The following is a 23,661-nucleotide window of genomic DNA, read 5'->3' on the forward strand; positions in this document are numbered from 1 at the left end:
AAAGGCAGGAGACCAAGGCGACCGCCAGGGTCGCCCCTATGCCAGGCTAGTGTGTGGACGCCTGATACCATAAGCTCTGATAGTACTGAAGCAGCCGGCCCCCTTGAATAATCGCTTTCGACGTCTTCCTGCTGTCGATATTGCTCAACCACGCTAAGGACGTCTTCATATCCACAATAGCCGCTTCTATATTACGTCGACGGGACAGGTCACGCGTCAACGCGCTCTGAGCGCCGACAACCGCCATGTGCATATGCCAGTACTCAAATAGGCTGAACCGGATTTTATCCAGTGCGTCCATATAATTAACCTCCAGATTCTGCCTGCTTTCCTGGAGGTATACGTTAACTTCCGCCAGCCCCAACTGAGTGCCTCCGCCTGCGACGGAGTCGAATAATTCAAAGTTAACTTTATAGACGCCTGTTGCGCCCACCAATTGCACTTGTGACGTAAATACCGCACTGCGCTCATCCACCCGACGCGACCATTCAACCGTCTGTTCATTCACCACCTCACCGTCCATCGCCTGGGTCGCCACAAGCTCCCTGGGAGTACGTTGCAGTGCGGCTAGATTCATAGAGCGCTCAATATTACTCACGAACCAGCTGATATCCGCTGTTGAGTTCTGGTACGCGCCCGAGTTCGCAGGGGTTGCAAATTGAGTAGTTCGGCGAATAAGACTTCTCGCTTTCGCCTTTTCGACAAGGTCATCAGGATTAAATGTAAACATAGCCACACCGCCTGCACCGTACCTATTGATGACCAAGGCGGGATTTCTGTCCTCTTCTTCCCCTCTCCACCAGCCAGGGCCGCACCTGTGGTAATGCCAGTAGTGCCAATGGGGCCGACAATCCACTTCCAACTGCCCTACGCCAACACCGCCAGTCATCACAACTCTGACAGCATGTCGACCTTCAAACTCAATATTATTCGCCTCTGTCGCCGGGCTGTCGTCCGTATGCACCATGGTGACATGAGGCAGCATGCTCACAGACCTTGCGCCGATCACATCATGCCATAGTTCAAACAGGTTCGGATGATTGTTGATCCATACCAGACCGGAGCCTGCGCCGACAACGCCCCTGATTTCGAGTTCTGTCGAATAGGACATCAATAAAGGGCGCCCCAGCGCCGGATTCAGACTGCCAATCAGCAGCATGTTAAATCGCTGCGAACGCAAAGCCCGAATAAAGTCAGCTTCACTTCGAACAAAGGCGTAATCGATATCGCCTTCCTCATAGGCGGCGCCGATCAGGCTGACAAGTCGCTCAAGCTCCCAGACGTGAGGCCCCCGCCCTCTACTGTCAGGTATCCAAACCAACACATGCGATTTAACGCTGACTTCTCCCCTTACCTCCAGAACAGGCGATTTTCTCACGGTTACTGTCAGCGTGGTTTCCGAACTTTGGTTGCCCGCTCTGTCTTTGACGATAAGGCGCAGTGTATGGGCGCCATTGTCCACTGCGATATCTCGTAAGGCATAGTAGCCTTCATCATCCGCGATAGTAGACTCAGTGATCTCTCCCATTGAGAGCTCAACAATTCCGCCAGGCTCAGCTTTGCCTTCCACAGCCAGCATCTCTATCTTGATCACATCGCCATCGCGCAAATTAGTCACAGATGGCGCTTCAGGCGACGTACGGTCAATTTCGAACTTAATGGACGCCTGCGCCAGATTGCCTGCGCGGTCTCTGGCGGATACTTTCAACTCATATTCACCGTCGCCTTGCACAGACCGCCCACTACTGAATTCTTCATCGTTCAGAGTTATCGTCATGGCGTCGATATTAGCTTCCTGCACATCAACAACCGGAGTCACTTCTGTATTAACGATAGCCCCCTCTTGCACGCCCTCAATTGATATCAGTGGATTAGTAAAGTCCAAAGTGAAGCCAACACTAACTTGCGCTTTGTTGCCCGCCGAATCTTCAGCAAATGCTTCCAGTCGATGAACGCCTTCCGCGTTAACCGGACTTCCGGTCGTGTACGCAGCGCCGTCTAACGTCGCCCGGGTAATCGTCGCATTTGTGTAGACTATCTGAGGCGTCACACCACTACTGTAATAAGCACCGTTGGTGACGCCGGCGATTACAATTTCAGGGCCAGAGTTATCGATGGAGAAGTTAACCATCGCCGGATTAGATACATTGCCCGCTTTATCCGCAGCGCGCGCAAACAGAGTGTGCTGACCGTCGCCCAACCATGACAGATCATAGGCAAAGTTGACGCCTCCCAACGTCAATGGCGACCATGTCCCATCATCTATTTTCACCTCCACTGAGGCGACGCCGGACAAAGTATCCTCAGCAAAAATCAAAGCCCTGGCTGTTTTGATACTCAAAGCGGCGCCAGAAGCAGGATTAAGGATAGATACCCTGGGCGCTTCGCCATCAAGCAGTTGTACGAATTGAGTCGTCAAAATATCGGTATAACTGACACCATCGTACATGTAAGTCACGGCCAGCTGCACTTTGTAAGAACCGATTGGCGCGCCTTCCGTCAGGAACTGCGAGTTCCCAGTATAATCGCCGCCCACGGCAAACCCGGCGACTACGCTATCCACACTTAAAACAGAGCCGCCTTGAGCAGGTGAAAGACTTAAGGTCGTTTGGATATCCTGCAATTCGCTGTTCGTTAAATTCGACAGTTTGTATGAAGCCGAGACTGCCGAGCCAGCTACGACCGCGCCATCCGCTAGCGTTAGCGAGGCTTTAAACGTCGGCTTGCCTGCTTTAATTACAAACTGGTTCTGGGAGAGGGCTAATTCCTGACCTTGGGAATCATTGAACGTTGCAATAATAGTGTAAGCTCCCGGCGGGCTGATTCCTGTATTCCAGCTCGCTCTCACTACCTGTTTATCCCCTGGGTTCAGCTCAACCACTTGCTCTGTGCTTTCAAGCAGCGCCTCGCCATCCGCATTCAGCGTCCGTATCGTAACAGTGGCGTCTCGTATAGCGTTGTTGGCGTTTTTATTGGTCAAGGTCGCCGCAATATTGACTGTAGCATTCGCCCCATAACTGTATCGATCAGGTATGACGGCAACGACCGGGTCAATAATATCGTTAATGGCGAAAGGAACCGTCACTTTGGATATCACAGCGCCGCCAGCGCTAAGCAACTCAAAAACAACCGCGTAATCGCCGCCAAAAACCACGCCGGTATTCCATCGACCAACAATGACCAGCGTGTCGCCGGTCCCCACTGAAACAGGCGTACGCTGATTCAGCCGGTCTACCACATACCCTGATTTGTCCTCAACTTGAACATTCAAATAACCGGTAAAGGCGGCGGACGGATTCAATATCGTTGCGGTGGCGACCAGCTCCGTATTCTCCTCATAACGTGTACGATCCAGACGTCCCAGAACTCTCGGCGCACTGTCGCCAAGCACCGTTACCGAACGAATAATCGTATTGTTGCTTTCGCTCTTCTCAATTACTGAATTCGTCTCGTCAACAGAAACAATTAATGAGTATTCCCCCGCCTGATTCGGCACACTCCACGGGAACTCCACCACTTGTCTTGATTCACTCAATAATGGCGTTGTCGTCAATTGCCCGCCGATAGAAAGCAACTCGCCGTCGGGAGTAATCACTGATATCGCCAGGTCAGTCGCAGGCGCGTCCAATTCACCATCATTGCGAATTTCCAGCCGCAGGTTCGCAATGGCGTTCACAGTTGGGTATGCGGGAAGCACACTTAACGATAGGCTCAAATCCGCACGGTCAGCCGCCGTGTATATGAGCGTCGCAGGTGCGGAAGGTTCGCTTTCATTACCCGCGTCATCTCTGGAGAAAACCGTAATCTGATTTTCGCCTTCGGCCAGCTTGGTATTGGGGAGGGCGTAATAGCCGGGAGGAAAAACATGATACCACTCATTATACCTCCCCATGAATGTGACAGTACCACCGCTGGCGACATTTATATCTCGATATATTGAATAGGATTCATTATTACCTTGGTCAAAGATGACTTTCTCGCCAGTGGATACGTTTAAGCCAACAAGCTGAACCTGGCGCGCAGACTTATTTATTCTGACATAAAGGACATGCCCATCCCATAATGACTGTACATCAGTATATTCAACATTACTCTCCTCTAAGAAAGGCAGCGCCGACTTACTCTTAAATTCATATTTCGCCAAGTACGAGTAATATCTCTTATTCGTGTGATATAAAAAGTAGTCACTACTAGCGCCCCAGGACACTGGATAGCTGTATATACCTGAGTCATTTACAACATCTTCAAGGGTATCCGCCTCGATACTCCATACTGTTATTCTTGACGAATACCCCCATGCCAAATACTTTCCGTCTGGAGAGAATGATAGTGTCTCTGGGTAAATATCATTTATTTCTTTTTTATTTATAATCGATCCGCTATTGATATCTAAGACTGAGATACCAGACACATCAGCGCCATCTCTCACAGAGATAGCCAGCGCCATCCTTTCTCCTTTTCTATCAAGCGCGATAGATTCCACATAGTAATATTGAGAGTTCGATACCTGAATCTCTCTCATAGATTGACTATTAATATCAGCATAATAGAGGCGTGAACCACCTTCATCTTCATAAGCGATTATATAAGCTCCTTCTCCATTTGGAGCCCAAACCACTCTACTATTCGTCCTTTTTCCTATACTCCATAACTCTCTTTCGTTATCCACATCGATTAATGACAAATACTCATCACGCACTTTAACAATTGCTTTAGTATGCTCGGGAGAAATAGTCCCACCATAAACATTAAAGACGGGTTTACTAATTTTTTCATTAAAGGCTTGTCTCTCTGACGACAGTACGCCATTCACCATAGGAGCGACATAAGCTCCAGGTTCCGCCCATCCAGAGAGAGTCACAATCTCCTTCATCGTCGACGTTAGTCGTCCCGAAGTAACTGGGGATATCAAATCAGGTTTCCCCGGAGGAACCGTGTCGGATGAAACGCCTTTGGCGATATTGGAAGGCTCACTCAGATTGCCATAAGAATCTATTGCTTTTACAAAGTAATAATATTCATTACCGTTGATCACACTTTCATCATCGTGCGTTAAACCTGAAAGCGCTCCGGTGAGAGAAGTGTACGCAGCCGAAGACTCTACAGTGCGGAATACTACAAACTTCGCTTCGCTCACCTCCGGGCTGTACGCCCATGACAGTGTCAGCATTCCTCCTTCGGGATGGTTGACTACCGTCAAATCAGTAGGAGCAGGCAGCAACGGCGCGGCAATTTCCAATGCGACAGTATTGGAGTAGGCGGACAGGTTGCTGGAAGTATCAATGACTCTCACTGAATATCGATAAACACCGTTCTTCAGATTAGCATCTGTAAATTGGTTAACCTCGCTAGTTACCGACTTTATCAATGCATCGTTTCTATAAATGCGATATCCAAGCAAGTCACTCTCTGTGGCGGAACTCCAAGTCAGGCGAGCGCCGGTGCTCTCAGATATCTCTCCGCTAAGCGTCACCGGCTGGGGAGGGGCTATATCGCCCACTAATAGAGAAGCAGCATCCGAAGCTGGGCTTTCAAGGCCAGCTTTGTTAATCGCAGTGACATGATAGGCTTTCTGGCCGCTTTGAGGTTCACTCAAGCTTAAAGTTGTTTCGGTTAACAACGGCCTCACCATTATTTCTACCTCGTTGAGGTAAATACCATCTTGATACGCGGTGAAAACAATTCTCAAACGATTAGTAAAATAGGGCTGTTCCAGCCGAATTAGCCTCTTTTCTTCTTCCACCACGGAGGCAACCGTCAACCAGTCCGCTCCGCTCCATACTTCAATGTCAAAGTTCCTTGGCGTTCCAGCAGAGCTTTGCGGATTAATATTTACGCCGCTGACCAGTTGTCTGTCATGCAAACTGAAAGAGAGCGTTTCGTTCTCAGCGCCGTCCGCTTTGGGCCGAAAGCCTGAGTCTACATCTCCGTCAAGGGTAAATTGGGGATGGTACCAGTCATATAGGCCACCAAACGGAGCCCCTTCCACAAATGAAATCGATGCTTTTTCATCTGCTCTTATTGGCGCCCCGTCATGAAACGTCCGGTATCCTGCAATATCCAGTTCTGTATTCGCATCCCAGGTCAACTTAACCTGATTCTGAACCACCTCAACGGCCCGTAGATTCTGAGGCGCTGCTGGCGCAGAGGTGCGAACAATAGAGACGCTTTTTTCAATACTTGAATTACCCTGTGCATCAACCAGCGCCATCGATATCGTATTCTCACCCGGAGTCAGCGCAATATCGCCAACGTTAAACCGACCTGCAGAGTCGGTTGCGACGCTAAATATCTGCTTTGTCCCCAGAATGTTCGTCATTACGCCAGTTACTAAACCAGAGACCTGGCTTTTTCCCGCCAGCGATAGCGAGCTTTGGACAGTTGGTGTAAACACAGGTTCGAGTGAAATATCAAATGCAGACACTCGCACCAGTTCTGAGGGCTGACTCTCATTACCCGCCAAATCTACAGCTATAACATAAAAAGGAAGAGAGTTAAGCGTCCCGATTTCCGTCACGTATTGAGGATCTGAAAGCACTGTGTTTGTCCTTCTGCCGGGTCCTTCATACTTATCTATCGCCATCACGTGATAGCCGGCAAGATCAGATTCCTGATTTACGTCCCATGTGAGGTCGAGCCTATGTCCAGTCACTTTGGCGGCTAATCCTGTTGGGGGTTTAGGGGGCGTTAAATCCGTCTTTTGTATGCGCCTCACGTCAGGGGATGGATCTACTTTGCCATTGGAGTCCGTTGCAATCGCTCTGATCTCGTAATCGTCATAGTTAAACTCGGACGTGTCGACAGTCAGCAATAACGGAGAATATTCCGTAGTACTTCCCATCTCGGACCAGCTATCAGCGCCCACTTTTCGATAGTCCACCCTGACCCCGATAATGTCAGAGTCTTCCGACGCCATCTCCACAAACAAACTATTTTCAATCTGCTGGCTTATCTGCGGGCGAACAAAAGCGACATGAGGCGCACGCCTCTCAATTTGTACTGACGCCTCTTCCGAGGATTCGCTGACATTGCCTGCCTGGTCCGCCGCATAGGCGGCAAAGACATATTTTCCGTCAGCCGCCACGGGCGTCGTATAAGTAACGCCTGGAAGCAAATACGACGTTGTTTCACCAATGACAGGTCCCTCCGCATTCACCAGTCTGCCGTTCAGGTATAAGTAGTAGCCGGCAAGATCCGTTTCATTATTCTCCGACCAACTTATGGCGATCGTATCGCCAGTGACATTGGCGACTAAGCCTGTGGGAGCTGCGGGTGGATCATTATCCACCGTAACGACAACGGTCGATTCTGCGATATTTCCATTTAAATCCTCCGCCTCCAGCTTGATTGAGTATTGGGCGCTCACGCCAATATCCAAAGTGCTCCATTGAGATAACTCCGCGCCGTTTTGACTTAATGTCGACTGAGTAATGAGATTCCAACCACTTGGATTGGCGCCTCTCCCAATGCTGACGCGGTATTCCTTAAAGTCGTCATGGCTGTATGCGACGCCATTAATGTTGACCAACCCACTGACGACACTGCCTTTTGGCGGCTGAGTCAGAGACGCCAACGGCGGCGTCCAATCAACTCTGATCAGCTTTTCTGGAGAGTACTCACTGATATTGCCTGCCTTATCTGTCGAAGCGACTCTATACGCAAACAGTCCTTCGGCAATTGATTCATTGAAATGAGTGTCATTTAACGCCTCAGTATTCAGCGGCGTCCCACTTCGCGCCACGATGTAACCAAGCAAATCCGGAGCCGACACTGCATCCCAGGCAAGCGCCACTCCCGACTCCCGACTTGCATTCAGCTGGGTAATACTGGGAACTGGAGGGGGGACTGTATCCAATACAATACGGCTGGATACGGATGATTTATTACCGGCCTTATCTTCTGCGCTTATTCTTAAAATATAGGCTCCATCTTTCGGCAAGTTGCTCCAATATCCAAGCACTCCGGAAGACACCGCTTTGGAGCCCGAAACGATAAGGCTCATGTCCGCATCGTTTTGAGCGCCTGCGCCATACTCTACCTTATACTCTTTCAGGTTTTCGTCATTCGCCGCGCCAATTATCTCCCCCGCTTTGATGACAAACTGTCCTTCTCCGGGCTTGGTTAGCGCTACCACAGGCGCAGTTTTGTCTATTACAACGGGAATGGTGCGGCGAGTTGCGCGCCTGGCCTTGTCAGTCGCCTCAACAATAAGAGTCAAAGGTCCTTCAGGGAGAGCCGCCACATCAATAGATGCAATTTCATTAGGCGCTGATGAGGCATTCCTGGCGAGTAAAACCGTTTCTGTAGAATTCCCAGAAACCACATAAAGCACCCGATAGGCTTCCAAGTTCAAATCAAAGATATTGCCTTTGACCAACAAATTCCCATCAGACAAGCCTTTCACTACCCCTTGCGTCGGCGCAGATATATCCACCTTGGGAGGAGTGAGATCTATGCGGTAAGATTGCACCAGCTCGGACCTGTTCCCCGCTTTATCCGACGCAGTGATTTTAAGTCCGTATTCGCCTTCCTGAGTGCTATCCGCAGAGACGGAAAAAAGTGCAACAGAAGGAGGCGCACCGTCCCCTTCCATTTCAAGTCTCCATAAATAAGGACTTATAGTGTCTGAGTGCGAATACTGGTATATGTCAGCATTAGAGTCGGTAATGGATGCCGAGATAGTAGAGCCATTCTCCGCAAAGCCATTGTTAATGCCAGAAACCTTGATAAGCGGCGGCGCTGTATCGACGGTTACGGTAAAGGTCTCTGTCTGTTTGAAGTTCTGATTGTCCTGAGCTCGCGCCTCAACGCTTAGTACGTAACGTCCATCAGTGACGACTCCTCCATTGAGCATTCCATTCCAGCGATAGGTATAGGTCCCCGCTTTCGCACTCAAATCTCTGTCAGGTTGTCCCAAAAGAACGCCGGAAGCATCATAGACAGACACATTGAGATAGGCGTCCTTAACCAACCCGACGCTGGCGACAGCGTAGTCGAGAACACCATTTCCATCAGGTGAAATAAAGGGCGTTTCGGATTCAAGATAAGTAACAAGATCTGCACGATCAGCCAGGACAATACTCTCATTTACAACCGTCTTGTTACCGGCTTTGTCTGTCACGGTCAGACGTAGCTGGGCCTCTCCCTTCAGTCCATAGGTGTTCCAGACGCCCAACAGGCTCTCCTTTACAACGCTGGAGTCGTTACGGATCGGCGCCTCAACTTCCGTGTCGCCCACCAAATAGCTGAGACTATAGGATTGCAGATTTTCGTCATAGGCAGAGCCGGTCACCTCAACTCTAACGCCAGTCTGATCATTGCTCTTTGGATAGGAGAAAAAGGCTAGCGGCAAATTATTATCGATAAAAATCTGTTTCAAGTATGCCTTGCTATTGCCACATGCATCCTTGGCGACCAGTTTGGCGAAATACCGACCATCAGGCAGTGATTGAGGATCTGCTCCTAAATCCCAGACTAACGACGTACCCCCGCTATTCACGACGATGTCTGTCTTCGCCCAATATCTGGCGTTGGCGCTTGGTTGATAAACCTTGTCAAATAACACTGCATCAAAAACGCCAATATCAACGGTTACATCCTCTTCAACGTTGATGTTAAAAGTAACGCTGTCGCCGACTCCATCTCCATTTGGCGACAAGTATTCTTCAGGACTGAAGGCGCTAAACCCCTCTACCTCGCCATCAAGCTTAAACGAGGTCGTGGCGCACTGCATATGAGCGCCAAAATCTCGGGCGGTAAGCCTGACGTACACATCGCTACTGCGGTTAAGACCCGCCAACCCCAGTGTCCCCAAAACGCTGACATTACCTGAAATAGTTTTCCTTGCTGAGGACCTAAATAAAGAAAGCCCTGAGCCCTCGTACTTAATCTCTGAAGCAGGATTATATTCTTCGTCCTCTTGCTGTTTATCCAATGTGGTCTGGTTAGTTATCTCAAGCAAATTCACTTGTTCTTCGTACGGTTTCTGCAGATCAACATCTATAATATTTCCGTAGGAGTTCTCCGATGCCCCAAACTCAATACTGTATTCAATATTTGAGCCTTTCTCATCTAGGATACTGCCAGACACTTCTGCAGCATTAAAAACCTTTTCATCTTTAACAAAATGGGATGCGCAGACCACTCCTCCCATTTCCGGGTATTTTATTTCAAGTTCAGGAGGTGTGTGGTCTATCGGCGCCTGTACTGATTGACGAATGGATTCTCCATCTTCAGAAATAGCAACAATATTTATACTGAGAAAACCTTCCTCATAGTCGGAAGTATCGAGCTCAAAGCTATACCGATTATCTTTTACTGGATTATTTACGGAATATAACACTTTTCCATTTTCATTCTGGTCGCCAGGAGCTTCTTCGACCACTAAAGCCTGGTATGTCTTTCCATGACCAATCCTACTCTGCTTCAATTCAGACAAAACAATATCAAAATTCAAAGTATGAGTTGACTCATCTCCGCACTGATCTGGAAATTTTGGTTTTATAGCATAATTAATTTCACTACATGAAACCTTTACTTCTATTGGATCATTGGAGCGAACACTGCCGTCATAAGACACCAGGTTCACTGACATATAATATGCTCCGCATGGAACAAGATCCGCCAGATAAAAGCTAGCACTGGGAGAAAATATTTGAGAAGGAAGATCTACTTTATTTATGTATCTTTCATCATCACGACTTTGCACACTTAAGTATATACTTTTTATTAAACTACCACCTGATGCTGGTGGTAGTGGTGCAGGAGACCCTTCTCCCTCATCAGAACCTTTGACTACAAAATTCCCTTCCGCTTCAGTATTTATTCTGTACACTTTATCGCCCATGTATTCCAGGGACCTATCTCTTTTAGCCTTACTATCTAACAAATAAATACTACTTATTCTAAAGCTAATTATCTGGGACAAGTATATCTCATTAGAATAAAACACTTTTTGCTCGTCATCGATAGCCTTAAGTCTTAAATCCAGTTGCCCTTGACTGGCTAGAGGCTCAAGATCAATCAGGGCAAAAAAGCGATCATCAAGTCGAGATGAAGGGTTATAAATGGCGTCATAACAACCCGTTGTAAATATACTTGTCTTACACGACATCGACACATATTCGTCAAGCACCATCTCTTTCCATGAATCTTTCTCTCCATGTTTACGGTACTGCAAAGAGACTGTATTTATATTTCTTTGTATACTCTCCATGACCTCTATTCGCGTAATGCGATAGTTAATACGCGCCAACTCAGAAGGGGATCTACCATATGGCGAGTACGGCAGAGAGTACAAAGACTTCTCTTGCTCTTTCACGCCTATGTTTATATTTGTTTTAGCGTCCTTAACATAATGGTCTCCAGCTCTAAGAAGCACTATCTCATCTAATCTTGAAGAAAGATCAAGCGTGAAGATACTTTTATTACCCGCCAAGTCTTCAACTATTATTCGATGGGCCTTACCTAAACCGGAGATAGTTATCGGTATCGGATGGTACTGGCCTTCGCCACTGAGAGAAGACTCCTGCAACACGGTCCAATTCCCAGTACTTTCTTCTCTCTCGACTCGCTCGCGATAGTAGTTTTGATCCCGGTATAAATATTGTGCATCAAGGTCAACTACCACAGTCTTTCTGCAAGGGGGACCAAGGTCCTGCTCGTCACACTGGGTTGCCCCCAACAAATCATTTGAAGCCCCTTCTACATGAATCTCAGGCAATGTGGAATCAACAGTGACAGAGTACTCAAACTTACCCAACGCCATTCGATAAACGCCATCACGCACTTTGGCGCCAGTTTGGTCACGACCATCCCATTGAATCGCCTCATTCCGGCCAATTTGGTCATAGCTTCGATATATTGTACGAACAATCCGGTTTTCTTCATCAGATACCTGGAGGGCCAGGTTTACCGGCTCCAGCACACGAAAGTTGACCGAAACATTATCTTGTACGCCATCACCATTAGGAGAAATATATCCCGGCTCACGATAGATGTCCGTAATAGCGGAGCGCTCTCCCCAGCTCACTCGTTTAATATTACTTCGCCTATTACCTGCTTTATCTTCACCCGTGAGCCTTAAGTAATATGAACCAGGGGAAGGCGGAGCCCATACTGTCATTTTTTCGTCAATGATTGGCGTTAAACTGAGGGGAGCAACGGGCGCCCACTCGTCTGGCGAAGAAGAAGCTGCATATTCCAGACGGTAGGCTTCAAAATTAGTGTCCGTGGCGGTTCCAGAAATACTTATCCCACCTGATGATTTAGAATGTATCGGCCTTTGGTCCAAGGTAAGATTTAGTAATGATTCAAAATTTATAAGATCATTATTTTGGGAAAGCCAAACACTTTTGCCAGTCTTCGATATCTTCTGAAGACTGGGGCGCTCTTCCCAATCAGAAAAGAGCTCTGTATAATCAGCAGGCTCATCAATATTTATACTAAAAGGAACATAGTTATAACTAGAGTTGGCCCTCACATTAACAACTAAGCGCCTTTCTCCTGGAGCCCAAAACCAATTCGTTGGATAATAGCCTAACCAGAATACGCCTTTATCATCCACCATATTTGAAATATCCCTACCGAAATACCCGGCATTAGGTGAAGGATATTTTGTTAGATCAAAGTTTATATCCGCAAAGAGCCCTTTTCCTGAGGAGTAATCGACGTCTGCCTGGCTACTCCAACACCGCCCGACCTCATCTACCGCCACTACTCGCACAATATCACCCGTAGCGGCATTAAAAACATAAATACCACTTATTGGATAAATAAGCTTATCACAGTCACGGTAAGCATCAACACTGATTTCAAATGCAACTTCGCTATCATTCCAATTCCACTTTACGCCACTAATATAAATATTTTCATATAATGAGCGATGCGGGCTCTTCGGCGCATTCCATTCATTCACCTTTCCACCAACTGCGCTATACAAATAATATCTCATTGAATATGAATCAAAAACTATAAATTTGTCTCCGGAAGGAGATACCGAAATATCTGACACACCAGTCTTACCCTCGTATTTCCCTATGACAGATAAAGTTTTAGAAGATGAATTAATTCGGTATATTATCGACTCCCCTTCAAGCTGGTATGTTCTCGTATGAAGGTACAAGGCATTTTGATCATTTGTAACAAAAATGTCTTCTAAATTATGCCCATCGCCAAAATTGACAAAAAGAAGATCTTCGACCTCCCCTGAGTCAACTCCGACACGTATAACCTTACTTAAATAACTATTCAAATATATAACAGCATATATATACTCATCACCATAAGAAAAAGCGTACTTCGCCCAATTCCCAGAATAATCGTTATTCTCGTGCCTTACTTTTAAATGATCACCCGAAACAAGCTTACGGACCGTTCCACCGTCAGAAGAAATAGTCCAAATGGAGTTATCACTTCCACCACTAAACGCTATCCATTTACCTGAGCTAGAAAATAATATATCCCCGGATCTGGATCTATTCTCAAACTCCGGATAAGAGGAATAGTTAAAGATCATCTTTATATCTGAGCCATATGGGGAAACACGATATATCCCACTTTCACGAGGATAGGAGTCATCATTAACAGAACTTCCCTCATACAAGACATAATCATCACTGGGAGGTAGATAAAGTCCGGAGCTGGACCTCACTCCAGTTCTTTCCGAGAAATTGGTAATCAACGCAAATTTTGTCCCATCCGCCTTTAGAGTCGGAGCGCGATTGTTATCCACTTCTATTTTTGCGTTACCAATTTCCACACTCCCATTGTTTAATATTCGGAATGTGTACGCGCCATCTATAACTATGACCCCATTCCCATCCCGACCATCCCACTCCACTTCCCCCTGGGTAACGCCATTGAACTCTTCACCACCGAACTCACGCACAACCTGGCCACTGCTATCCTCCACCCGCACAACCACATCAGAGGCTTGCGTCAGTCGGAAACTAAAAACACTGGCGTCTTTCACCCCGTCGCCATTCGGAGAAATATACTTCTCGCTGACGACGAAGTTTCTGTTCTGTACTGTGATCGCGCGGGTGGCGAGGTTGTTATCCAGCCTCTTCTCCAGCGTGGAGCCGTCTTTGTTTATCCACGCGTAAAGTTTCGCCGCACTCTCGGTAGAGCTGAAGGTATGAGTAAAGCTGGCGGTTCCGTTTTTGCCGCCTTGAATGGAAGAAAGAATGGTGGAGCCAATAATTTGTCCGCCTTGTTCTGGCGCGCCAAAATAGAGAGCTACGGATATATTCTCAGCGGCCTGAGCGCCCAGGTTTGCAACGACAACATCAATCTTCGTCTCTTCTCCCTGCTTGGGAAACGCCGGCGTCAAGGCAATGCTGCCGTTCCCTACGGACAAGTCTGGAAGTTTCGTGACCTTAAAGCTTTCAAAAGCGATATTGTCTGTTTCATCGAATTCGGAAAATGTATTGTCTGGATCGACAATTACATAAATCACTTTTACGGCATCATCCGCCACTTTGTCCCAGACCACAGACACAGGCGTCCTCTCTCCAGGGATTAGCTCCCCAATTGAGCTGGTTCCGATCAGCGCCCCGCCGCCCTCAGGAGAACCGTTATAAAATCTCGCAATGGCTCCGTTAACTACCTTCGTACCATTATTCCTGACTTCAGCAGAGAGAGTGGCGCCATAACCCTCTAACAAAGGCGTCGGGTTAACTTTCATAGACTGATGATTGACCGCGAGATTCACACCATCCCGCACTTCAGCGGCAAACTTGAACTCATAGCGGTTGTTGTCTTCACTGATTTCAGACACGTCGCCATTGGGATCAATGTCAACAATCAAACGCTTTTCGCCCATCGTATCCACGCGCCATGGCAAGGTATGCGTCAGCATTTCTCCTGCGCCCATGACAATATTATTTACACGCAACTCCTGCTCGCCGCTCTCACTGATAAGGCTGTACTTGACCTGACTGGGCGGCGCAGGCAATGAGCCCTGATTCTTGAGAACAATGGTGAAGTTCACGTCGTCGCCGACATAAGCCGCCAGAGGGCTCATGGAGACGCTGGTTTCATCCGCCACAAAATCGATAGTGTCGAGAGGCGTTACCGCCAGTTCACCAATATTGTTTGACTCGTTTGCTTCCGATATGGCTTTGTCTGGATCAGCGCTTGCGCGAAAGAGGGTTTCTCCCGGCTGCTCAACCTCAGAGATGAAGTTAACGACGCCAGTGCTTCTCCCCGGCAGGTTCAGGCTTTGCGTCTCAATTTCCTCCCAGTCCGACGCGCCGGGTGTTTTACGCGACAGTCGGACAACGGCGCCATCCGCCGCCGTTTTTCCTGCATTGCGCAAATTGACGCTAATGCTGAGTTGGGTAGGCAATACGTTGGGATAGGCGGGAGAAATAGCGAGCGAACCGTTGTTCACCTCCAGGTCGACGCCATCCACCGCCTGGCCCACGGACAACGTCAATCGTCCGATATTGTCCGTCTCGCTCCGCTCATCGACCAGATTGTCTGGATCAACTGCGAAGACAAAAGCGTTGTCTCCCGCCTTATTGAGGGAGTCCCAATAGTATTCCGCCACAACGCTACTTTTGGGGGGGATTTCAGGCACATGGATATCCCCCGACAATAGCTCCCCAGAGTCCACGGAAGCTCCTGCGGAAATTCGCAAGATCGTGGTTGGCGTTCTTTCCAATCCATCATTCGTAATCGTTGCGAATAGCCTGACTCTTTCGCCATCTTTGACGCTTGAGGGCGTCGCCTGCATAGCGCTGATAGACCAGTTGCCAAAGTTGGAGGACTGGATAGCGGAGATGGCCAGCGCCGTGGTGTAGACGCTTCCGTCCCAACCGCCGACGACAGACTGCTTCCCTGAGATGTAGCGAATGGCGGCCTGGGAATTAATAGCGTCCAGCGCATTGAGTTTGAATAATGCGATGACGACCTGTGCGGTGTCATGCACATTACTGACCTCGGGGCCGAATCCGCCATCGGTATTTTGCCGCGCCTTTAAATAGTCCTTCGCTTTACTGACGGAATCCTCTGCGCCGCCAGCAGCATGTAAGGCTCCAAGGACGGTGGCGGTCACCCCCACCTGACTGACGCCGGCGCTGACAGTTGGCCAACCTCCATCTGAGTTTTGCTTGCTGCTCAGAAAGTTTATCGCCGCGGTGCGAACAGAGGCTTCAACACCCACCTTTATCAAGGCTTGCAGCGCCAGCGCCGTATCCATGGCGTCACTATTGAATCCGGCTTTCACTCCCCAACCGCCATCTGGATTTCTGGCGGATAGCAGCAAGTCCGCATCCTTATTCAGGGTTGTTCCACCAGTAGCGTTCAGCCGGCGAGCAATCGAATCGTTATCCTCCGCCACCTGACTTGCAAGCCAGTTTGCCGCGTCTGCGCCGCGCAGGAATCCAGGTTGATATTGCTGCATAACATCCAGGGCCAGCGCAGTATCTCTTAAACTTGTACCGGCTCTATCCGACCAGTATCCAGCGCCAGTCTGCTGGTTTTGCAGCCATACAAGCGCCTCAGGAATACTGGAGGCGCTCTCGCGCACAATGTCAGACTCAATAACCTCGGATTCGCCAACCACACCTTCCGGTTTAACTTCGGGATAGATTTGCGCAATCGCTCTGCCGCCAGTCAGGATGCTAAAGCGGGTTGCGAAGGCTTCTCTAAATTGTTTTAAGGCCAGTAAATCTTCGTCAGTAACGTCTGTAGAGGGGCTTTTTAGATATATAAATCCAAATCGAAAGACTTTTTGAGAGTCCGCAGAGCTGGGAATTCTCGGCCCTTCCGCCGCGATGATGTCGTCAATAGTAACGTCTTTCCTTATCCCTTTAATGGTAATTCCCGGTTGAGGCAGTTCAGACTTTTCTCTTTCGTCTGACTCAATGTAATAGAAAGGCGGCACTTCTTGAGGAGAGTAGAAGCCCATAAAATAAAGATCGGCGGGATTGTAAAAACGTCTGGCGGCGATCGCCGTGAAGGAACCATCCCCATTGTCTCGCCACTTATGCCCATACTCTACCGAAGCCTCTGTATTTACAAAAAAACTCCAGTGCGAGCCGCCTCTCCCTATGAGGGCGTCATTTTTTTGTCCATTTTCATCCAAAAAGCTTGCTCTCATTGCCCATCGATGTAGCGTTTCGTGAGCCAGCACACCTAAAGGCCAGTCATATTTTGGGCTCAAAGGGCTAAGTTCGTAACGACTCATAGCCGCCATATCGATGTATCCTTGAAGTCGACCAGAACTACCATAAGTACTGGTCAAATCGAAGATACGCGCGCCAATCCCTTGGACGTTATTCTGCACTGGATTATAAAAAGCAACGGCATCGCCCGTTTCAAATTCAAAGTTGGTAAAGATAACCAGAAAATCGAAGTTATCAGGGTGCGTCTTATAAAACTCTCTGGATACAACGGCTCTTGCAGCGGCGTTATGAGTCCCGTCCGCCAAATCCCTATTGTAGTTACCCGTAAACTCAATAATGGAAATGTCATCAGTATCCCTGATAAACGTCGCTTGATAAGCGCCCTGAGGGATCTCAAAAGGATCGAATACAGTGGAGCTATCCGCACCCGCTTTTCCTGTCAGCATTAATATAAGAATGGCGAATGAAAATAGCTGAAACGCGCTGTCCTTGGCGGACCAGCGGTTACTCTTCCGGCGGATACGGCGCATAAAGGTTACCTCAATGCGAAGTATGGTGAGAGTCAGAGCGCTCTCACGGTGTAACGGCAAAATCGAATTATTTACGGGTTTACTGCTGAATAACCGGCGCTTGGATTAAAAGTCGCTCCGGCTCTGTCTCCTCCAGCCTCTGAACGCGGGACTTCGCCCCGCCTTTGGCCTTGTACACCCAAATGAAATTCTTGTAGCCCTTGGCGTTCTTATCTTTCACCATCAGCTTATCGGGGAGAATCTGGCTGATAACGTAGTCGGAGCCAGGAATGTTGTCGCCCACGCCAACCACGGTCAGAGAGCGAGAACCATACGCCCGGATCACCGCCTTCCCATCAGCGGGAGACAATGTCATCACACTGAGTTCATCAAGGGCGTCGGCCATGGAGAACGTCGGCAGTCCGAGGCAAAGAAGCAGCACGAGTGGGCAAAGTCGCATAGATTAATCCCTAAGCTTCAGCGTTGAACTGAATTAAGTATTGGTCATAAATACCCATAGCGCGAAAAATGCAGGTGAATTTCTGACCAAAACTCTGTAATTGATTGATAAATAAGAGGGTGTCTATCAGACTCCGCCCCTTGTATAGGGCAGGAATGTCTGTGTTTGCGCAAGAAGAGACGCAAACTTCGTAACCGGTGAAACCAACCAACTTTAAGAAGCATCGGATCGGCAAGCTATTTCCCTATATACCAGATACTATCCTGACCGAGCCTCATCGAGCACACAGGCGAAGAAATGGTTAATGGCGAAGCCGCACCCAAGCGCCAGTGATTAGCAGGGTCCAGAATTCTTTGCGCGTATTTAATTTCAGCTCCCAGATAATGGCTGGGATATTTTTCTTGTAATTGCATCAAGCAATAGTTTAATTTTTCTGATCGTAGATTTTCCGCCACCTCATCAAACACATCGGACAAAGACCTAATTTGCTCCAGGGAGCAGGCATTTAGTATTTCAACCGTCATGTCGACATTCTCCACCAAGATATTAGTCAGATCATTCCAGCACCTACTAATTGAAGGATCATTTGGATGAAGAGAGTCTTTTTTCCTGTAACAGTTTCTCAATCTTACTAAAATTTCCCGCACCTGCTTTGTCCATAATACTTCCCCAATAACCTATTCATTAAGATTATATTTCAGCCCCCGTATAATCCATGTTGCTTATTTATTATGTAAGTAGAAAAATATAAATTTCCTAACATAGCCAATGATGTCCATCGCGGACATGGTTCATAAGATCAAAAAAACAACCCTGTTCGGGATTATCCTGAAAGATGTTCTCGCGGACATTGCCCCAGGACGAAATATAGTAAAGCGCTAAGCTATGATCCTGCCCACAAAGATTAGACTCATCCTAAACCAGACTGGGTTGAGTGTAAAATGTATATCCGCCCCCTTTTTATCATCAATCACTCCTCATTATACTTATTTAATAAAGCTTCCAACTCATCCAGAGCCATAACTGCGGCCGAAGCCACAATACCATCATCGGAACTTGTCTGAAACTTCAAGAAATCAATATACTTAGGATTATGACTAAAGCCTAATATATCAATCACATCAAGCTTCATTCGACGGTCCAAAGAAGAGCAAATAGCTATCAAGTCACTAAAGTTTACGCTTGAAACACCCCTATTTCCTGCTGCCGACTGAATTGTATTAATGTACTCCTACTTTAGATGGCGGTCGATTTCATTTACAGGAAAATCAACTAGCATCTGTACTATTTCTCTTGAATCCCCATATGCTCCAGAATACGAATCAAACACATCAAAAAGGTGGCTTAACACATTCATCTTATCCGATGACTTTCCAAAACAAAGCACATTTATAATTTCAGTCAGTTCCACTTCCCCTCCTGTATGCAGAGGTATATGTGTATCGTTTGCTATCAGGGAAGTCGCGCTGGGCGGTGAGTAACTAACCATATACCATATGGTGCAATTTGTCTGCCTACCTCCTAGCTCTCAACAAACTCCAAATAATACATTATCATTTAGGTTTTTTAACTAATTCCATACGCTCTAAAATTTCATAATTCCCCAGAGGGTTCCAATCATCCAAATAGTCCGTCCCTTTAACAACATGGGAAATACTCCATACTAAATTTTCACCACTTGCAGCTCCACTGACACCCAAATCAGGACGGTGCTCCAAGCATAAATATAAAACCGCCACCAAGTAGCGCCAATCATAAAGCACTCAACATCTCTTCTTTTACATTCATATACCTCACCTATATTTCTGAAGATACACAAACTAAATTACAGTCTCAATCTTGGGCAAGATCAATCAAAAATAACTGCCCGGAGCAAGTCATCTTTTGTAAGATATGGTAAAGCGCACCGCTAAATTCAGTGCACAGGTGGCTGCGCCATCATTCCACTCCTTTGGAATGATGGGGTAGACCTTAACCTAAACGGGGTTCGGCTGGATGTAAAAGTAAGGCCTATCCCTGTTATCCATGCGATCAGCTTTCTTTTTAGCCATCGAACCCATTAAACGATTCAGTTAAACTACCAGCACCATTTAAGCAATCACATAAAACTGAAATGAGATTTTTTTGATTTTCAATCGATGATTCATTATAAGGCGTTCCATCTAACTCGAACTTATAGTATTGCCACCCATCCTTTTGATTCACTCTACCCCTATCATAATCGTAGTTTTTTTCAAACTTCAGAATGTTATTCATAATTTTAATATAGCCTCCATTTCTTTCCGCCCCGACACACTTAGAGCAAATCAACTCGATAAGTTCCTCTTCACTTTTATCTGAATTAACAGATATTGTAAACCCTAAATCCATATATCACTTTCCCTTACCAATTAAATTAATAAATGGCCCCTGATTAAACTCGGAGCCCTCTGTCACGATTGAAAATTGAATCCTTGTCAAATAGATAAGGAGTTTCCCCGACATATTGATACTCAGACTCGGCCGACGAAGTACTGAGGACTCTTGCGTGATATGTTGATCAGAGCTGCCTGTGAGTTGATCAAAAGCTATCGCCGCACCTGTAACACCTCCTTTTACAAAATTAATCGCCCGGTTGATCAGCTTGGCACGGTTGCCTGAATAATCAACGCCTGTCACATGAGTCGCTACCGTTTCTGCGGTTCCTTCAGCACTGGAGTAGATAGTCGTAGCGCCATAAAAAACTGCGCTTGCAGGATTAGTGGGGACGACAGCAGTCTGATTCCCATCTGGGTCCGCATAAACCATCGGATTCGCATACGCATACGCATACAAATACTTATGCAATGACGGGGCGATGGAGATGTCGCCTTCCCAGGCGTCCTGGCTCAGGAAACTGCCGGTGTCTGGGTCGTAGTATCTGGCTTTGGCGTAGATCAGGCCGGTTTCACGGTCTTCTTCGTGGCCGGTGAAGCCGAAGCGGTTCCAGCTTTCTCCGCTCTGGTAGCGTCTGTGGCCCCAGGCGTCGTAGCTGTAGCGGACCTGGATTGAGCCGTCCGGTTTGGTCAGGGTCACCGGGCTGCCCAAGGCGTCGAAGTGGTAGAACTGCACGCCTTCGCGGAATTGATTCAAACTGATCAGGCGGCGGCCGCCGTATTCATATTTGGCCAGCGTGGCGCCGCTTTCATCGAACTGGGTGAGTATGGAATTGTCGTCGTAGCTGTAGCGCTCCACCCCGCGCTCGCCCTGCTTCTCTATGCGCATACCGCGGTAGTCGTACAGGAACTGCCCCACCGTGGAACCGCCCACGGTGACCTGTCTCAGGTGGTCGCGGACATCGAAGACGAAGTCGCTGACCTCGCCCGCTTTACTTTTCTGCACCTGATTGCCGTTGGGGTCAAACCTGTAGGCCACGTTCTGCGCCGGATCGAGATTATCCTGCACCTGATATAACTGGTTACGGCTGTTGTAGCGATAGGTCAGGTCTTTCACCGTCGCGGCGGCGGCGTCCACCACCGTCTCGCCGACCCGGTTATACACCGCATCGTAGCTGTAGATCACCGTGGTGGCGCTGCCGGCGGGGACGTCCGGATACCCCACCTGAGTCAAACGGTCCAGATTGTCATAATCGTAGCGAGTGAGTTCCAGTCCACGGCCATTCTCTTCTTCCTGACTGACGCGATTGCCGTGGCGATCGTAGACATAAGCGTATTTCGACACCTGCGCCCCGTTCTGCGTATGCGTCAGGGTGCGAGTGCGACCGGCTTTGTCGTATTGATACTTCATCTGCGCGTTATTGGGATAACGCACTTCCAGCAACCGGCTGCTGTGATCGTAGCGGTAAGCCGTCACCCCTTGCAGACTGGTGACCGTGCTGACGCGATTAAGCTTATCGAAGGTATAACGGGTGACCGTATTGTCAGGATCGGTCAACGCCGTGCGGTTGCCGTTATTATCGTATTGGTACTGGGTAGCCTTGCCGTATGCGTCCACCTGCTTCAGCAAACGGTCGAAGGCGTCATAGCTGAAAGAGGTTAAACGGGTGTCGCCGGCGACGTAGGACTCGGTATTGTAAGGAGATATCTACTATTAACCAGGCAGATATACAGAATTATTTACAGGGTCCTTACCACCCTTCGGGAAACATAGTTGCGACTGGCACCAGTAGTTTACTTTGCTGATCCAATTCACGACAAACCATTTCTACCTCTTCACAGTAATTCTTCTTTAAAAACTCAAAAGTATAAACTTGGTCTTCAGCCTCTAGCTTCCATTTTATGCTGTCTAGCTCATGCTCTACTTCAACGCCAGTCCAACCAGCCTCATCTGCATAACCAGAGACAGCAGTAAATATCAAATACTTACCGCTTTTGTAGCACGATTTCTTCAACTCCGGAAAATAAACCAGTGAATCAGAAAAAACAGGGTGATCTCTAAAGTATATATTATCTACATACACACTTACGGTCACACCGTCCCTAAAAAGTATTCCTTCTATTGTTTCATTCTCTAATTTTATGACAGATAGCCTTATATTATTCATCCCTCCTCCTAATGACAGGCAAATCGCACTGCATGGTGAATAATTGACCACATTCTCCCGCCATGAGAGGTGAAAATGGCACTCAATATCTCAAATTCGCTACTTTACTCACTATGCCATGATTTCCGGGAATTCTCTGCTACAGAATATTTCCCTAAAGTCGCATTTTTAGCAATTTCCTACTGCTTTAATAAAATTTCAAGCAATAAACGAAGCGCGATTCCCCTAGTAAGGTCCTGGACATAATTCCCCCTTTTTATCATCAATTATTCTTATTTAAGAAAGCTTCCAACTCATCCAGAGCCATAACTGCGGCCGAAGCCACAACACCATCATCGGAACTTGTCTGAAACTTCAAGAAGTCAACATACTTAGGATTATGACTAAAACCTAAGATATCAATCACATCAAGCTTCATTCGACGGTCCAATGAAGAGTAAAAGCTATCAAGCCACTAAAGTTTACGCTTGAAACATCCCTATTTCCTGCTGCCGACTGAATTGTATTAATGTACTCCTCCTTTAGGTGGTGGTCGATTTCATTTACAGAAAAATCAACTAGCATCTGTATTAATTCTCTTGAATCCCCATATGCTCCAGAATACGAATCAAACACATCACAAAGGTGGCTTAACAAATTCTGATCCTACCCACCAATGATAGACACCCTGTTAAGCGAGTACACTACGCTACAGAGGTAAACTATGACCAAACAGAAAACATCAAACTCCAAATCTCGCCAACGTTATTCCGACGAGTACAAGGCGGAAGCCCTGGCGTTAGCTCAACGCATCGGTGTGAGCGCCGCCGCAAAGCAATTGGGTCTGCACGAGTCACAACTTTACAACTGGCGCAGTAAAGCGCGGCTAGCGCAGGATCGTGGCGAAACAGAACAGCAACTGGCCCAGGAAAACGCCCGCCTGAAGCGTCAGTTGGCTGAACAGGCGGAAGAGCATGCCGTGTTAAAAAAAGCGGCGGCGTGCTTCGCCAAAAGCGTGAAGTGAGGTACGCCTTTATGCACTCTCACACAGGCCTTTTC

11 protein-coding genes are annotated in these 23,661 nt (G+C 47.6%); 1 reads left to right on the top strand and 10 read right to left on the bottom strand.

Going from position 1 to position 23,661, the window contains the following annotated elements:
• Positions 1-46: 46 nt before the first annotated feature.
• From AC2IBB_RS21170 to AC2IBB_RS21215, 10 genes are all read right to left on the bottom strand, one after another.
• Positions 47-17,662 (bottom strand): CARDB domain-containing protein, encoded by a 17,616-nt coding sequence (locus AC2IBB_RS21170; protein WP_486328732.1) that lies wholly within the window; start codon positions 17,660-17,662, stop codon positions 47-49.
• Positions 17,663-17,741: 79 nt separating this feature from the next.
• Positions 17,742-18,101 carry a hypothetical protein gene (locus AC2IBB_RS21175; RefSeq protein ID WP_486328733.1) on the bottom strand — a complete coding sequence of 120 codons (360 nt, stop codon included), beginning with the start codon at positions 18,099-18,101 and terminating at the stop codon, positions 17,742-17,744.
• Positions 18,102-18,337: 236 nt separating this feature from the next.
• Positions 18,338-18,625 carry a hypothetical protein gene (locus AC2IBB_RS21180; RefSeq protein ID WP_486328734.1) on the bottom strand — a complete coding sequence of 96 codons (288 nt, stop codon included), beginning with the start codon at positions 18,623-18,625 and terminating at the stop codon, positions 18,338-18,340.
• Between the two features lie 446 nt (positions 18,626-19,071).
• On the bottom strand, positions 19,072-19,233 hold the full coding sequence (locus AC2IBB_RS21185; protein WP_486328735.1) for a hypothetical protein: 162 nt from the start codon (positions 19,231-19,233) through the stop codon (positions 19,072-19,074).
• A 99-nt stretch (positions 19,234-19,332) separates the two neighbouring features.
• On the bottom strand, positions 19,333-19,512 hold the full coding sequence (locus tag AC2IBB_RS21190) for a hypothetical protein (RefSeq protein ID WP_486328736.1): 180 nt from the start codon (positions 19,510-19,512) through the stop codon (positions 19,333-19,335).
• Positions 19,513-19,654: 142 nt separating this feature from the next.
• Positions 19,655-19,864 (bottom strand): hypothetical protein, encoded by a 210-nt coding sequence (locus AC2IBB_RS21195; RefSeq protein ID WP_486328737.1) that lies wholly within the window; start codon positions 19,862-19,864, stop codon positions 19,655-19,657.
• 280 nt (positions 19,865-20,144) lie between these two features.
• Positions 20,145-20,471 (bottom strand): hypothetical protein, encoded by a 327-nt coding sequence (locus tag AC2IBB_RS21200; protein WP_486328738.1) that lies wholly within the window; start codon positions 20,469-20,471, stop codon positions 20,145-20,147.
• A gap of 3 nt (positions 20,472-20,474) precedes the next feature.
• Entirely contained in the window at positions 20,475-22,085 is a 1,611-nt protein-coding gene (locus AC2IBB_RS21205; RefSeq protein WP_486328739.1) for an RHS repeat domain-containing protein, read from the bottom strand.
• A 121-nt stretch (positions 22,086-22,206) separates the two neighbouring features.
• Complete coding sequence (locus tag AC2IBB_RS21210; RefSeq protein ID WP_486328740.1) at positions 22,207-22,623, bottom strand: hypothetical protein; 417 nt, start codon at positions 22,621-22,623, stop codon at positions 22,207-22,209.
• A 262-nt stretch (positions 22,624-22,885) separates the two neighbouring features.
• The gene (locus AC2IBB_RS21215; protein ID WP_486328741.1) at positions 22,886-23,041 is read right to left on the bottom strand and encodes a hypothetical protein; all 156 of its coding nucleotides are present in this window, start codon (positions 23,039-23,041) and stop codon (positions 22,886-22,888) included.
• Positions 23,042-23,326: 285 nt separating this feature from the next.
• Between AC2IBB_RS21215 and AC2IBB_RS21220 the strand changes: the two genes are divergently transcribed.
• Positions 23,327-23,626 carry a transposase gene (locus AC2IBB_RS21220; RefSeq protein ID WP_486328742.1) on the top strand — a complete coding sequence of 100 codons (300 nt, stop codon included), beginning with the start codon at positions 23,327-23,329 and terminating at the stop codon, positions 23,624-23,626.
• The last annotated feature ends 35 nt before the right edge of the window (positions 23,627-23,661 follow it).

The sequence above is a fragment of the Hahella sp. NS-SX17 genome (assembly GCF_057367735.1).